The 14,622-nt window shown below is 44.1% G+C and carries 13 protein-coding genes, 4 tRNA genes and 2 pseudogenes; 7 read left to right on the plus strand and 12 right to left on the minus strand.

Going from position 1 to position 14,622, the window contains the following annotated elements; translation table 11 throughout:
• On the plus strand, nucleotides 1-770 hold a 770-nt coding region (locus tag Q0200_RS04850), incomplete at its 5' end, for an N-6 DNA methylase (protein ID WP_297938445.1).
• Between the two features lie 53 nt (nucleotides 771-823).
• The gene (locus tag Q0200_RS04855; RefSeq protein ID WP_297938448.1) at nucleotides 824-1,540 is read left to right on the plus strand and encodes a restriction endonuclease subunit S; all 717 of its coding nucleotides are present in this window, start codon (nucleotides 824-826) and stop codon (nucleotides 1,538-1,540) included.
• Nucleotides 1,541-1,644: 104 nt separating this feature from the next.
• On the opposite strand, the pseudogene Q0200_RS04860 reads toward Q0200_RS04855, so the two are convergent.
• Nucleotides 1,645-1,782, minus strand: a pseudogene (locus Q0200_RS04860) (IS1595 family transposase); the annotation flags it as partial.
• A 139-nt stretch (nucleotides 1,783-1,921) separates the two neighbouring features.
• Between Q0200_RS04860 and Q0200_RS04865 the strand changes: the two are divergent.
• Nucleotides 1,922-3,166, plus strand: a complete 1,245-nt coding sequence (locus Q0200_RS04865) for a Zn-dependent hydrolase (RefSeq protein ID WP_297938450.1) — start codon at nucleotides 1,922-1,924, stop codon at nucleotides 3,164-3,166.
• Between the two features lie 133 nt (nucleotides 3,167-3,299).
• Here the strand turns inward: Q0200_RS04865 and Q0200_RS04870 are convergent, their stop codons facing one another.
• From Q0200_RS04870 to Q0200_RS04880, 3 genes are all read right to left on the minus strand, one after another.
• Nucleotides 3,300-4,703, minus strand: coding sequence for a sodium:alanine symporter family protein (locus tag Q0200_RS04870; protein ID WP_297938452.1), 1,404 nt, complete (start codon nucleotides 4,701-4,703; stop codon nucleotides 3,300-3,302).
• A 362-nt stretch (nucleotides 4,704-5,065) separates the two neighbouring features.
• Nucleotides 5,066-6,250, minus strand: coding sequence for a replication-associated recombination protein A (locus Q0200_RS04875; protein ID WP_297938455.1), 1,185 nt, complete (start codon nucleotides 6,248-6,250; stop codon nucleotides 5,066-5,068).
• A gap of 191 nt (nucleotides 6,251-6,441) precedes the next feature.
• Nucleotides 6,442-8,595 carry a TonB-dependent receptor gene (locus tag Q0200_RS04880; RefSeq protein ID WP_297938458.1) on the minus strand — a complete coding sequence of 718 codons (2,154 nt, stop codon included), beginning with the start codon at nucleotides 8,593-8,595 and terminating at the stop codon, nucleotides 6,442-6,444.
• Between the two features lie 154 nt (nucleotides 8,596-8,749).
• On the opposite strand from Q0200_RS04880, the gene Q0200_RS04885 reads away from it, so the two are divergent.
• Complete coding sequence (locus Q0200_RS04885) at nucleotides 8,750-9,019, plus strand: DUF5339 domain-containing protein (protein ID WP_009494676.1); 270 nt, start codon at nucleotides 8,750-8,752, stop codon at nucleotides 9,017-9,019.
• A 111-nt stretch (nucleotides 9,020-9,130) separates the two neighbouring features.
• Here Q0200_RS04885 and Q0200_RS04890 read toward each other — a convergent pair whose 3' ends face one another.
• On the minus strand, nucleotides 9,131-9,649 hold the full coding sequence (locus Q0200_RS04890) for a pyridoxamine 5'-phosphate oxidase family protein (protein ID WP_297938465.1): 519 nt from the start codon (nucleotides 9,647-9,649) through the stop codon (nucleotides 9,131-9,133).
• A 79-nt stretch (nucleotides 9,650-9,728) separates the two neighbouring features.
• Between Q0200_RS04890 and Q0200_RS04895 the strand changes: the two genes are divergently transcribed.
• Entirely contained in the window at nucleotides 9,729-10,034 is a 306-nt protein-coding gene (locus Q0200_RS04895; RefSeq protein ID WP_297938467.1) for a hypothetical protein, read from the plus strand.
• 212 nt (nucleotides 10,035-10,246) lie between these two features.
• Here the strand turns inward: Q0200_RS04895 and ung are convergent, their stop codons facing one another.
• Entirely contained in the window at nucleotides 10,247-10,933 is a 687-nt protein-coding gene (gene ung / locus Q0200_RS04900; protein ID WP_297938470.1) for a uracil-DNA glycosylase, read from the minus strand.
• A gap of 205 nt (nucleotides 10,934-11,138) precedes the next feature.
• On the opposite strand from ung, the gene Q0200_RS04905 reads away from it, so the two are divergent.
• Together Q0200_RS04905 and Q0200_RS04910 are read left to right on the plus strand one after the other, a co-directional pair.
• Complete coding sequence (locus Q0200_RS04905; protein ID WP_297938473.1) at nucleotides 11,139-11,627, plus strand: YbaK/prolyl-tRNA synthetase associated domain-containing protein; 489 nt, start codon at nucleotides 11,139-11,141, stop codon at nucleotides 11,625-11,627.
• Nucleotides 11,628-12,271: 644 nt separating this feature from the next.
• A complete protein-coding gene (locus tag Q0200_RS04910; RefSeq protein ID WP_297938476.1) occupies nucleotides 12,272-13,426 on the plus strand; it encodes a DUF4209 domain-containing protein in 1,155 nt (384 codons plus the stop codon).
• Between the two features lie 121 nt (nucleotides 13,427-13,547).
• Here Q0200_RS04910 and Q0200_RS04915 read toward each other — a convergent pair.
• The 6 genes and pseudogenes from Q0200_RS04915 to Q0200_RS04940 form a co-directional block, all read right to left on the minus strand.
• Nucleotides 13,548-13,637, minus strand: a tRNA-Ser gene (locus Q0200_RS04915).
• Between the two features lie 30 nt (nucleotides 13,638-13,667).
• Entirely contained in the window at nucleotides 13,668-13,823 is a 156-nt protein-coding gene (locus tag Q0200_RS04920; protein ID WP_163028011.1) for a hypothetical protein, read from the minus strand.
• Nucleotides 13,824-13,842: 19 nt separating this feature from the next.
• Nucleotides 13,843-13,916: transfer RNA gene (locus Q0200_RS04925), tRNA-Cys, on the minus strand.
• A gap of 10 nt (nucleotides 13,917-13,926) precedes the next feature.
• Nucleotides 13,927-14,013: transfer RNA gene (locus tag Q0200_RS04930), tRNA-Leu, on the minus strand.
• A gap of 25 nt (nucleotides 14,014-14,038) precedes the next feature.
• A tRNA-Gly gene (locus Q0200_RS04935) sits at nucleotides 14,039-14,113 on the minus strand.
• A gap of 43 nt (nucleotides 14,114-14,156) precedes the next feature.
• Nucleotides 14,157-14,622: pseudogene (locus Q0200_RS04940) on the minus strand (hypothetical protein); the annotation flags it as partial.

The raw sequence follows: 14,622 nt of genomic DNA on the forward strand, positions 1-14,622 counted from the left end.
ATTCAAGAGTTTTAGACCCTTGCTGTGGAAGCGGTGCATTTTTAGTTAGAGCGTTAGTAACTGCTAGAAATTCTTGTTCTAGTTTACCAAACAAAGATGAAATTGTAGAAAAAATACACAAAGAACAAATTTACGGCATTGAAGAGAGTGAAAAACCGTTTGGGCTTTCTACTACAAATATGTTGATTCACGGCGATGGTAATACTAATATTATCAAAGCAAATTGTTTTTATAAAGAATCTTGGATACAAGAAGTAAAACCAAGCGTAATTTTAATGAACCCGCCGTATAACGCACAACAAATACTGTTTCCTACGAAAATTATAGGCAGATTAGAAACTCTAGCCACTAAAAAAGGTGAGAAAAAGATTGAAATTTTAAAAACATATTCAACTGGAGCGTGGAATAAAAAGAACGGCAAACCCGTCAAAGAAGACCCTACGAAAGGTCTTTGTTTTGTGGAATATATGTCGGATTGTTTGCACAAAGCAAATATTACAAATGCTAAATTAGCCGTATTACTCCCACTCCAATGTGCTATTGCTAATAGCGGAATAATACTAAGGGCAAAAGAAAATATCTTAAAATATAATACGCTAGAAGCCGTTTTTACGCTACCGCCTGAAATGTTCTATCCCGGAGCGAGCGCTAATGCTTGTTGTATGTTATTTACTATGGGAATTTCGCATTTTGATACCGATGGAGAACCAAAGAAAAAACATTTTTCGGCTATTATAAAAACGATGGATTTACAAAAAAGAAAAATCTAGGTCGTATAGAGGTTTTAGATACAAAAGGTCAATCAATCTGGGAAACTCACGTTTTGCCTAAATGGCTATCACTATTTAAAAATGGCGATGCGGAAGCTGGGTTATCTGCTAAGAAGTATGTAAAAACAGATGATGAGTGGCTATGTGAAGCCTATATGAAAACAGATTATAGCAAGATTCGCGAAGAGGATTTTCAAAAGACTATTAATGATTATGCTAGTTATCTTGTTAAAAATGGTAATTTTCCAAAATTGTTACCTAAAAATAGTCAGACACAAAATTTAAATATTACGAAATGGAAAGATTTTAAAGTGGGTGAATTATTTAAAATTAAGCGTGGTGGTAGAATAGTGCGTAACGAGGATTATTTTGACGAGCAAAATGATGAATATAAATATCCAGTTATTACAACAACTACAATGAATAATGGCGTAGATGGTTTTTACAATGACAAAAACTGTGACGGTAATTGTATAATTTCGGCAGGAGAGGCAAGTGGTATGTTTTCTACATATCAAGAGGATTCGTTTTGGGCTTTAGATACTGTGCGGATTTATACGCCTATCGGATTTAGTATGAATAGATATATCGGTATGTTTTTAGCTACATTACTAACATATAATATGTATCGTTTTTCTTATGGAAGAAAGGCAAAGCCTGGCAATATGGAGTCGCTAGACATTAAATTGCCTATTGCTGAAAATGGTAAACCCGATTGGAAATTTATGGAAAATTACATAAAGGCGTTACCTTATGGAGATAAGATTTAATAAACATATAAGACTTTTATCATTATCTTTATTATTAAAAAATATGACCATCTTTTGAATGTTTTTATAAAAAATAGCATTTTTATTGATTTGTGCATTTGCTACATAATACCGGAATTTCCGGTTAAATTTGCTATTTTAGTAGCCTCTATATCTTGCGCAAAATACTTTAAAATTTCTCTAAATTTCTTCTCTGAAATTCGGGAACGATAGATATACTTATTTTTCATTGACAAAATCATAGTTCTTGTACTTGCACTCTCTTTGAGAAAAACTCCTTTGAAAGTTTTTAACTTATCTTGAGCCTAAATAAAAATATTAAAGTATCAATTTAATGCTTCTTGGCTAAAATTTGATAAATTTAAATATGAAGGACGGGCGATGAGTATAAATTTAGACAGACTTAAGGCACTTTTTAGCGAAATAAACGCCATAAATGACGCAGGCTTTGGCGCCGGGATGAGCCGCCTAGCCTACACGCGCGAGGATAAGGCCGCCAGAGAGCTATTTGTCGCACGCTGTAAGGAAGCGGGACTAAAAGTGCGCATAGACGCCATCGGAAATATCTTTGCTAGGCGCGAGGGTGCAGAGCCCGAACTACCAGCAGTAGCATTTGGATCGCATCTAGACACCGTGATAAACGGCGGCGAATTTGACGGGATTCTCGGCGTCCTGGGCGGGCTAGAGCTGATTAGAGCACTAAACGACGAGGGCGTGCAGACGCGAAGGTCGCTCGAGCTGATCGTCTTTGAGTGCGAGGAATCAAGCAGATTTAACATCGCGACGCTTGGCAGCAAGGTAATGTGCGGCAAGCTTGGTTTTGAAAAACTTAAAGAGGTGCGCGACTTTCAGGGGCGAGCTATCAGCGAGATTTTTGCGGAGTTTGGCATCGATCTAGCTAGCATCGAAAAGGCTAAAAATTTGACGCCGAATTACGAGAGTTTTTTCGAGCTGCACATCGAGCAGGGACCGCTACTGGATAACGAAAATATCCAAATCGGCGTAGTAAGCGCCATCGCCGCGCCGCACAGATTTAGCGTGCACGTGCAGGGCCAGGCTCAGCACTCCGGCACGACCGCGATGAAGTACCGTCACGACGCGCTTTGCGCGGCGGCGCAGATAGTGCTGGCTGTCGAGCATGTTGCGCGCGAAAATGCGGTAAACGGCGTAGTAGCGACCGCAGGCAACTGCACGGTAAAACCGGGCGTCATGAACGTTGTACCTGGCGAAACTACGCTGCTAATCGACCTGCGCGGCATTGACCTAGCCACGCGCGAGGCGGCATACGAGCAGATCCTGGCCGAAATCTCGCGCATCGAGGCTCAACGCGGCGTCAAATGCGAGATCAAGCAGCTAGCCTTCGACGAGCCGTGCGCGCTAGATGGCCGCCTCATCAAGCTAACCGCCAAAAAAGCCGAAGAGCTCGGGCTTAGCTTTGAAATCATGCCAAGCGGCGCTGGGCACGACGCGATGCACATGAGCGCACTTTGTCCGACTGCGATGATTTTCATCCCATCTAAAGACGGTATCAGCCACAATCCGGCAGAATTTTCCAGCTGGAGCGATATCGCTAACGGGGTAAATTTGCTAAAAAGCGTGGTTTTAGAAGCGGCGGAAAGGGTTTAAGTTTAGCCCAAATTTGATGCTGCAAAAGTTATCGGTAGCGCAAATTTGAGTCATAAATTTGACGTAGCGTAAAACGGCGATAAAAAACGAATTTTACGGCACATGTCTGTTGCCGTAAAATTTACTACGCCGCTCAAGCCTTCCTTATATACTCGTTTGGATCGTATTCTTTGCCTTCGTCGTGATCTTTTAGAAGTTTAACCACGACCGGGCTAAGCGCGATGATGGCAATCAGGTTTGGAAGCACCATGAGGCCGTTAAACATATCGGCCAGCTCCCAGACGAAATTTATCTTTAGCAAGCTACCAGCGAACACAAATCCAACGACTAATATCTGTAAAATTCGCACGAATTTGGCTCCAAAAAGGTAACGCACGTTGATCTCGGCGAAGTAGTACCAGCCCAAAATCGTCGTAAAAGCAAAGAAAAACAAGCAAATCGCCACGAATCCGTAGCCGCCAGCGTGCCCCAAAACATGCGTCGAAAACGCCTCTTGCACGAGCGAGATGCCAGTTAGCACGGCTTTGCCGTTTTCAAAATGTATCACGTCGGCGCTAAGCACGACGAAAACGGTGATGTTTAGCACGATAAATGTATCGACAAATACGCTCATGATGCCTAGTACCGCCTGATCTACCGGGTGTTTGACGTTGGCCGCGGCGTGCGCGTGAGGAGTCGAGCCCATGCCCGCTTCGTTTGAAAACAGTCCGCGCGCGATACCGTATCTCATCGCCGTAGCGATCGTGGCTCCGGTGGCGCCGCCCCAAGCTGCGGACGGATTAAACGCGGCCTCGAATATAAGCGCTATGACGCCGGGAATTTTATCGAGATTAAAGCAGATGATAACAAGCCCGACCACGACGTAGAGGATCGCCATGATAGGTACAATCTTTTCGGCGACTCTGGCGATGGCTTTGACCCCGCCGATAAATATCATAGCGCAAATCGCAGCCAAAAATAGTCCGCTCGCCCACTGCGGTATGCCAAACGCGCCCTTAAATCCGTCCGAGATCGAGTTGGCCTGCACCATATTTCCCATAAATCCGAGTGCTAATATGATCGCTAGCGCAAAAAACGCCGCCAAAACCTTGGCGTAGCGGCTCTTTAGCCCGCGACTGATATAAAACGCCGGCCCGCCGATCATATGGCCGCTGTCGTCTTTGGTGCGGTAAATTTGCGCGAGGCAGATCTCTGCAAAATTCGTCGCCATGCCCAAAAACGCAGCGCACCACATCCAAAATATCGCTCCCGGCCCGCCCATGATGAGCGCGGTTGTGGCGCCCACGAGGTTGCCCGTGCCTACTTGTGCCGCGACGGCCGTAGCGACCGCCTGAAACGAACTCATGCCCGATTTTCCTGCCGCTTCGCCGTGCAAAGAGAAGTTACCGAAAAGCCTATTAAGCCCCATTTTAAACTTAAAAATCTGCACGAAACGAAGCCTAATCGTAAAGTAAAGCCCCGTACCGCAAAGTAGCGCGATGAGGAAATACGGCCCCCAAAGGAATGAATTTATAGAGCTTACGAGGTCGGTGAGCATGGATTTGCCTTTATTTTTTAAAATTTTTCAAGTATATTTAAAAAAATATAAAACTAAAATAAATAATAAAAATTTTTTAGCCTATTTTAAAAATATAGGTAAAATTTGAGTTGAATTTGACAGGGTGGGCGGTTTTAAAGGATATTCTTGATTTGGACGGCGGGTTTTGTTTTAGTTGGACCTTCTCGCTGCTTTGCAAATTTAACGGCGGTTTTTACGAGATTTTGCCGAGAAATTTAACAAGTCCGTAAAAACCCAAAAACTAAAAACGTAGCAAATTTGACCGCAATACTTCCTCTAAAATTTAATAAGCCGGTATGGCAAATTTGAGTCGGCGCAAATTTAACGCAAGTCTTCCAAATTTAACCCTTAGATTTTATTTTAACCAGCCACTCGTCCAGCGTCTTTTCAAAGCCGATGCCGTTGCTTTCGTAAAATTTAAGCGGCTTTTCGAGGTATTTTTGCTCTACCCAGCCGCCGAAGCTATGCGGATACAGATAGTCCTTGGCCTCGGGCGCAGTGTTGATGAGATATGGCGGGATGGCTAGCGGCGGCTCGTTTTTGACGTAGGCTAACGCGGCGTTTATGGCCTTGTAGCTAGAGTTTGACTTTGGCGAGTGAGCCAGATACATCGCGCATTGAGCCAGGATTATCCGCGCTTCGGGAAAGCCGATCTTGCTAACGGCGGCAAGCGCGTTAGCGGCTAAATTTAGCGCGTTAGGGTTTGCGTTACCGATATCCTCGCTAGCAAATATCACCATCCTTCGCGCGATAAAATCAGCGCTCTCGCCCGCGTCGATAAGCCGTGCCAGATAGTATACGACGGCGTTTTCGTCGCTACCGCGCAGGCTTTTTATAAAGGCGCTCGCCAGTCCGTAGTGCACGTCATCCTCGCTAACTCCTTCGCTAACGGCGTTAGCTCTTAGCGTTTTTAAATTCTCTAACGTTATTTCCTCATCCAGACTCACGGCAAACTCGAGCAAATTTAGCAGTCCGCGCGCGTCTCCACCGCTACTTTTTATGAGATAAGTTTTAGCTTCGTCCGAGATGTCAAATTTGACTTCGCCTCTCACGCGCTCAAGCAGCTTTTCAAAATCTTCGCTCGCAAGCGGCTTAAACTCAAATAACATCGAACGGCTGCGGATGCCCGAGCTTAGCGTGAAATATGGATTTTCCGTGCTGGCTCCGATGATGGCGGCGCGGTAGTTTTCCATCGGGATTAACAGGGCTTCTTGCTGCGTTTTGCTGAGGCGGTGGATCTCGTCGATGAAAAATAGCGGCTTAGAAAGCGCGTTTTCGTGGTTTTTTAGGATTTTGCGAAACTCCTCGATCTTGAGATTTCCGCCGTCAAATTCGTAAAAATCATACTCCATCGAGCGTGCAACGACGCGAGCAAAGCTAGTCTTGCCGCAGCCTGCAGGCCCGTAAAATATGCTGTGCGGGATTTTTTTATTTTCGATAAATTTTTTAAAAACTCCCACCAGCTCGCGCTGTCCGCAGATCTCGTCTAAACTCGTCGGACGAAATTTCAAGGCGAAATTTTGCAAATTTGCTCCTTTTAAATTTTAAGACATTATAGTCAAATTTAAATTAAGAAGCGGATTTACAGGAGCGGACGGGTCAAATTTGAGCGGGTAAAAAAGCAAAATTTAAACCAAAGCGGACCCTCAAAAACGGCAAATTTAACAGCAAAAGCGAACCAAATTTAAGCCAAATTTAGTCCGCTTGCCGCGTTAAGCTAAAACGTCTTTTCAAAATCTACGTAGAAGTTCCTGCCTTTGCCCACTCTGGTCGTATCTTTAAATCCGTTTGCGAAAATGTACTCTTTGTTAAAGATATTGTTTACGCCAAAGCTGATTTTTAGCCCTTTGTTTAGCAGATGGCTGTCGAAATTTTTCGGCTCCCATCTACCTTTAAAATTTACGATAGTAAAGGTTTCATCTACGTATTCGTATTTTTGACCGCGCACGACGTAGTATTTCTCGTCGTTGTTAGGCCTAAACCAATGCGTCATGTCGCCGCCCAAACTAAGCCCCCACGGCTCGTATCTATACATCGCGCCCAAAGTTAGCTTATCAGCATAGACGGTGAGTATCTTTTTGGTCGCTTTGTCGTAAATTTTCGTATGGTCGTATCCGAGCGAGAATGTAAGGTTATTTATCGCGTATTTGGACTCGATCTCGACGCCTCGGCGCTTTGCATTATCGACGTTTTCGTACATGCCGTAGCGTCTGCCCGGCGCTTCGGCGTCAAACGGCGGATTACCTTTATCCGGTCTTGCTTTTAAATTTATCATATCTTTTATGTTGCCGTCGTAGTAGGTAGCCTTAAAATACAGCTCGTCATCGCCCAAAAGCCCCTGCTTGTCGATAGAAAAGCCTACTTCGTACTCTTTTGCGATTTCAGGTTTTAGGTCGGGGTTTGGTATGTACCAGTAGTGCGGATTTAACGGACCGGCCGATGACGTCTCGTTTGGAGTAGGTCCTCTAAAGGTCTCCGCATAACCCGCGAGTAAATTTATGCCGTCAAAAACCTCGTACGCAAGGCCCAGTTTTGGAGAAAACCTAGACTCCGAGTATGAATTATGATCGCCACTCTTGACTCCGCGTTTAAATTTATCGAATCTACCGCCCAGAGTAAACTCAAACCTGCCTACGCTAAATACATTCTGCGCGTAGATGCCGAGATCTTTGTAAAAATTCGGAAATGAGCCAAAGTCGCTAAGCGCGCCGTTGTACCAAAATATCGCGTCCTCTTTTCTATGCTCGTAGTCGATACCGGTAACTAGCCTATGCTCTAGCATGCCGGTTTCAAAGAGGCTTTCGTTTTTGAGCCTAACGCCCCATCTGTCGTCTTTGTTTTTGTAGTCGATATAGACTGGATTGCCTCTGCTAAAGCCAGTTCTGATCCTATGATTTAGAGCTTTGGCGTTGTAATACTGAGTGGAGAAATTTATCCATCTATTATTAAGCGGAGTGTACTTATATATCACGCTATAGTCTCGCTGTTTTAGCCGTCCAGAGGTGGGCAGCTCCGCATCCTCGCTCCAGAAAAGCGACTGCCAAGGCAAAGAGGAGAATTTTTCGTGGTAGTTAAATACGCTAGCCTCCAGGGCATGCTCGTCGGTTATCGCCCACTCGGTTTTGGCAAAGACAGTGTTTACCTGCTCGTCATTTTCTGCGTATTTCACGCCCGAGCGCTTGCCGTCTCTAGCCATCTTTATCTTGCCAAAGTCTGCGTGCTTGCCGTATAGTAAAAGGCCAAAATTTTCCGTAGGTTTAGCTGCGACGGCGGCTCGATTTGAGTTCATGCGGTTGCTCTCCTGACGATGGCCGATCGTGACGCCGTAGTCGCTGCCGGGGTTTATAAAGTCGCTCACGTCTTTTGTTCTCATACTAACGATACCGCCGACCGCGCCGCTGCCGTGCAGCACGGAGCTAGCGCCCTTTACGACCTCGACGCGTTTTAGCAAGTCATTATCCACGCGAAAGGTTGAAATTTGATTAGAAAAAAGCGAAGGCGAGCGCTTGATACCGTCTTGTTCGATGATGACGCGTGCTTCACTTTGGTAGCCAAAACCGCGGATGTTGTAGTACTGACCGACTTGTCTGCCGTGGTCGTTGCCGAGCATCACACCCGGCACCGAGCCGATAGCGTCGATGACGGACGGCGATTTAACTAGGTCGTTTTGATTTAGGATGCTGACTTGGCCGGCGTATTTAGCGACGTCGGTTTCGCTCCTGTTTGCCGTGACGGAAACCATATCTAGCTTTACAGATCCGGTTGCATTGCTATCGGCTCGCTTAAATTTGCCGTCCGATCCTCCCGTCTGCGCGAGAGCCGAGGCTGCACTCAGTAAAACTGCAGCCGCGATAATGCTAAATTTACCCATGACATCCCCTTTGTATTAAGAAATTGATAATAGGTATAATTTTATCTATTTTTCATTTAAATTAAGTTTTATTTTTAACTAATTTTTTAAATTTAAGTGTTAAAAAAAGGAATAAAGTGGTATAATTACCCCCTATTTTATCCAAGGAGAACATATGAAAAAGTCATTGTTAGTAGTTGCCGCTTTGGGCGTTATGGGCGTATCTGCCGCAGCAGCAGAGCTTTCGCCTACTTGCGAGGAGTATTTTAAACTAGTAGACGAGTTCGTAGAGAAGGCAAAGGACAACCCTCAAATGGCAGCTATGAAACCTACCTATGAGAGCCAAAAAGCTCAGTTTGCTCAGCTACCGAAAGACTCTCAAGAGGCCGCTTGCAAACCAGCTCTTGAACAAATGAAACAAGTTATAGCTACGCTACCTAAATAATTTTTATCCCTCCTTTTGGAGGGATTTTTTGTTTTTTCAAATTCTTTGTTGCTATCCAAATTTTAGTAGATTAATCAAATTTGACGTTGCGAGAACGTCTAAAACTTAAATTTAATCCCGAATAATCTTCGCCTTTGCCGTTATGCTCGCGATCTTTAACTCGTAGATATTCATCGCCTTTAGCCCGTGCGACGCCGCGACGTCAAAGGTTTGCATATACTTTGGCGTGTATTTTTCGCTAAGCAGCCGTAGCGCGCGCAGTCTCGCCGTCTCATCCGTCACGACGTAAGCTTTGGTTACGGCGACGGCGGATTTGTATTCGGTCGTAAAAACTTTCGCGCCAAGCGCCTTGCCGTCGTCCTTGATCGCGTCTAACTGCTCATCGGTTAGAATCGGCACTTGTGCATAGCTCACGCAAACCAGCGTCACGCTCTTGCCGTCTTTTAGCAGCTTTGCCTTAGAGCCTGCGGGAGCGCCGTGCAAAAATACGCTCTCACCCTCGCGCACGACCGAGATCGGCACGCTAAAGATCTCGCCCGCCTCATCAATGCAAGAGATCGTGCCGTATTCGCACGCATCGATGATCGCAAGCCCCTCTCGCGCAGTTAGTTCTCTATCTTTTCGTCTCATTTTCCGCCTTTAAATTTTTGAAAATTATAAAATTTAAACCCTAAAAAAGTGTATAATTTCGCAAATTTAAAGGACGGCGATGAGAAAAATATTAATATTTTGCGCTCTAGGCGCGCTGGCTTTAGGCGCTCAAAACGCGTGCGAGGAGTACGTGAATCAAAGCAAAATTTACCTAAACGAGCTTTATAAAATAAAATCCAAGCAGCTAAAAGACGATCCGCAGGCGTTTAGGCTGTTTGAGCTCAAATTTAGCGAGCTGCAAAAAGCTCAGGAGGGCCAAGCGGCGCTAATCATACAAAGCGGCGATGAGAAATTTTGCGAGCGCGAATCGGCAAAGATAAAATCCATGCTAGATGAAATGAGAGCAGAAAAGGCGCAAAAGTAGGCCTGTTTTATAGAAAATTTGAGCCGCTTTTACCGAGTAAAGCCAAAAGCTCTACAATCAAATTTGAAACCCGCCAAACCTAATCTGGCAAGCTTTTGAATGCAAATTTGACGTAGCCTAGCGCAATTAAAACCGCATGCTTACCAAATTTTGCAAACTCGCTTTAGCCTAATCACAAAAGCTCGTTTTGTCGCAGCCGACATCAAACCATCCTAAACCGCATTGTTTAGATCCCAATCTATCGGCGCTTTACCGTGCTCGGCGAGATATAAATTCGCCTTTGAAAAGTGCCTGCAACCAAAAAACGCGCCGCGCGCTAACGGACTTGGATGAGCCGCCGTTAGTATAAGGTGTTTGTTAGCGTCTATGAGAGGGATTTTGGCCTTAGCTGGGTTGCCCCAGAGCATGAAAACGACGTTCTGGGCGCGTTCGCTAAGCTTCCTGATCGCAGCGTCCGTAAACTCCTGCCAGCCGAAATTCGAGTGCGAGTTAGCCTGTCCAGCGCTAACGCTTAGCGTCGCATTTAGCAGTAGCACGCCCTGCTTCGCCCAGTAGCTCAGATCGCCAGAGTTTGGCTCCGTTACGCCCAAATCGTCGCGGATTTCTTTGTAGATGTTGGCGAGGCTCGGCGGGATTTTGACGCCGTGCGGCACGGAAAAGCTTAGCCCCATTGCCTGCCCCGCGCCGTGGTATGGGTCTTGCCCCAGAATCACGACTTTGACGGCGTTAAACGGCGTGAGATTAAAGGCGTTAAATATCAGCGCGTTTGGCGGATAGACCTCGCCGGCGGCCTTTGCGCGCAAGAAATTTTCCTTCACGCGGGCGAAATTCTCGCTCAAAAATTCATCTTTTAGCGCCTCTTTCCAGCCTGCTTCGATTTGGATTTTATCGATCTGCATGATTTTTCCTTTGTAAATTTGCTCTTTTTCTTTACGATCATTTTAAGGCAAATTTACGAAATGATAGCCAAAAATATTTAAATTTAAGCGACTCAAGATGTGGTCAAATTTGGACGCGTTTATCTTGTTAAATTTCCAAAAAAGAGCAGGGCGGTTTTAAAATTTGCTGTATAATTTAAACTAAATTTTAAATAAAGGAACAACGATGTCCGAGCAAATTTTTGAGAAGCTAAAAGAGCTGCTAAGCGCGCAAAATGCAGACTTTCGCGCAGTGTCTCACGCGAGCGCCAAAACGTCGGCCGAGGTCGCAGTGGCGCGCGGTACGGAGCTAGGACAGGGGGCGAAGGCACTAGTTTGCGTCGTAAAAGGCAGCGGCGCCAAACGATATGTTTTGGCTGTGCTGCCGGCGGATTACAAGGCTGATTTGCAGCTCATCGCACAGGCACTGGGCAGCACTAGAGCAAGCCTGGCCAGCCCCGATGAGGTCATGCGGCTCACCGACTGCGTCTTTGGCAGCGTTCCGCCGTTTAGCTTTCATGAGGAGCTAGAGCTTATCGCCGATCCGAGCCTATTTACGCGCTACGCCGAGCTTGCCTTTAATGCGGGTTTGCTAGATCATTCTATCATTTTAAACACGAAAGACTACGAGCGTATCGCGCGGCCGAGATTGGTCAAATTTGCGATGACGGAGTGAGAAATTTAGTCTAAAAAGGATAAAATTTGATCGAAAAAATACAGCAAACAACGATAACTAAAGATGATTTTTTGGGTATAAACTTGGACGAAATACTCAAAGACGCAAAATATTTTGACGATTACAGTTTTAAATTTGCGGACTTGTGCGAGGAAAATTTTAGAAACGGAAATTTAAAAGCAAGCAAGGTATTTTATTTATTAAGAAATACTTGCTCTATGGCCTTAAAACCCGGAAGTCTAAATGAGCCGTACGAGGCCGGGTGTATCGCGGGCGATTGCAGATTGGCGATATTGGATGATTTTACTGAGCAGGATTTGGAATTTTTCGAGAGTATTTTAGATGAAGTGACTGATTGCAGACTAAAATCAAGGATCGCCGATATTTTATGGATTTTAAAAAATCCCAAAAATACTAAATTTTTAGAGATCGCCGTAAATGAGTACTCGAAAATATCTCTAGAGCCAAAGTCGCTAAATCAATTTAAGATAGATGCGTTTGAGAGGGCTATCAGACTATCGCGACTATCCAAAATCACAAAAAATCAATACGCCGAAATACTAAATAAAATTTTAGAATGCTTTAATAAAGCGGAACCGATCGATCAATACTACTGCTTAAGGATGTCGTATTTATTGGATATCGTGGAGCTAAGCAGAAAACTGCAACCAAGCGTAGCTGAAAAATTAGAAAAACTCGCCGATACATTTGCGAAAGAAAAAGATTTTGTGGCAGCAACCAGATATTATCAAGAGTCGCAAAAATGGTATAAGAAGCTCAAGAATAGCCCCAAAATAGCCGAAATCGCACTCAAAATAGCTAATATCTTAATAGAAAAAGCAAAAGGAAATGGCGCTATATCGTCAAAAATAGATCTAGAGCAAGCGCTAAAAGAGCTTAGAAGCGTTCCCAAAAAAGATAGAAATGGGCTAGGAATCGATCGAAAAATAGACGAGATACGCGAGCTGATAGAGCAAAATAATCAAGATATTGGAAGTGAAATGAGCTTAATTGCTACCGATAAGATTAATATTTTACGCTATCAAAATAATGCAAAGCTAGCAGTAAAAGGCAAGCAACTATCTGAAGCGATATTATGCCTAGCTAATATCACAGCAAATCCACTATATGAAGATATCAAAAAGTCATCCGAGAATCTTTTAAAGAAGTCTCTGTTTTCAAATTTTATTACTCAAATTTACGTAGATGCCGATGGAAGAAAACTACAACAAATAATGACAAAAGATGATCGATTAAAACATGAAATGTACCAGCAATACCATATACACGTCAAGTTGGCGGTAGACGGCAGTATACTGCCCGCATTTTGGCAAATTTTAGAGGAACATAGAGTGCCTATGCGCTTCATTTATGATATTTGCAGAAACTCTAGCGTAGTTCCGGCTGGCAGGGCAGATATCTGGGCGCAAGGTTTATATTACGGTTTTGATAGAGACTTTTTGGTTTCAAGTCATTTGCTGATACCTCAAATAGAGCATTTGGCGAGAATTTTATTGCGACAAGAAAAAATCCCTACGACTACTATCGATGAATACGGCGTAGAATCGGAAAAAAGCATAAACCCGCTTTTACAAGAACCAAAAATATATGAATTGCTCGGGAGAGATTTGACGGAAGAGTTAAAATTTTTACTAACGGAGCCGATGGGGCTAAACTACAGAAATAAAATATGTCACGGACTGGTCAGCGAATCCCCAAACTATGCCGATATTTATATTTGGTGGCTTTGCCTTAGGCTAACGGTTAATAACTGCGTTTTATTTAAAGACACTTACTAGATTTATTACTTTAACTGCAAATAATACACGCAATAAAATCAAGAAGTTATTCAAAATTACAAAAATATAGCCAAAAACTAGGAATACTAATATAGTAAGAGCCAAGACAGTAATTAGATAATGGCCGGGAGATAGGGATTCGAACCCCAGGAGGCTTTCACACCTCAACGGTTTTCAAGACCGCCGCTTTCGACCGCTCAGCCATCTCCCGTAAAAATATTTTGGCTAATTATAGCCAAATTTATTCGGTTTTTTCCTTAACGTAGGAAGCGCCTTTGTTGACTTTTTCCTTTGACCATTCAACGGCATTATTAGTGTCTTCTTTGGCTCCGCGCCAAGTATTTGAACAGCCAACCATAAACAAAGTAGCAGATAATAGCACTAGTAAATAACGCATTTTCTCTCCTTATAATTTTTGGAGGCGACACCCGGATTCGAACCGGGGATCAAAGCTTTGCAGGCTCATGCCTTACCACTTGGCTATGTCGCCTAAAAGTCAATGGTGCCCGAAACCGGACTTGAACCGGTACGGTAAAAAATACCGAGGGATTTTAAGTCCCTTGCGTCTACCATTCCGCCACCCGGGCAAAAATTCCCTAAATTTAAAACCGATGGAGCGGGAAACGAGATTCGAACTCGCGACCCCAACCTTGGCAAGGTTGTGCTCTACCCCTGAGCTATTCCCGCACCGTTTAAGAAGTCGCAATTTTAGCAAAAACGTTTTCATTTGTCAAGAAAATTTCAAAATTTTTACGATTTCGCCCGCTTTTAGCTCGCCGAGGCTTTCGCTTGTTACCAAAACGGCGTTACTTTTGATGAGCGGAGTTATCATGCCAGAGCCGAATTTATTATTATCCGTCACGCTAAATTTGCCCACCAAAAAGCTACCCAGCACGATATTTTGGCGTCCAGATTTTATTTTTACGTCTTGATTTAGGGCAGCGTCAAATTTTTCTAGTCGCGCGCCCTTTAAAAAAGGAACGACTAGTAGAAAGCACATCAAAAACGCCGCCATCGGATTTCCAGGCAGGATAAATACGATTTTTTTATCTTTTATAAAAGCTTTGCTCGGTCGTCCGGGGCGGATATTTACGCCGTCGAAAAGCTCGCTAAAGCCTAAATTTTCAGCGATTGGAGTTAGTATGTCTTGTTTTAAAAATGAAAGTGGAATTTGATAGATACTTGCGCTGTCTAAG

The organism is uncultured Campylobacter sp., from assembly GCF_938045225.1.
Taxonomy (GTDB): domain Bacteria; phylum Campylobacterota; class Campylobacteria; order Campylobacterales; family Campylobacteraceae; genus Campylobacter_A.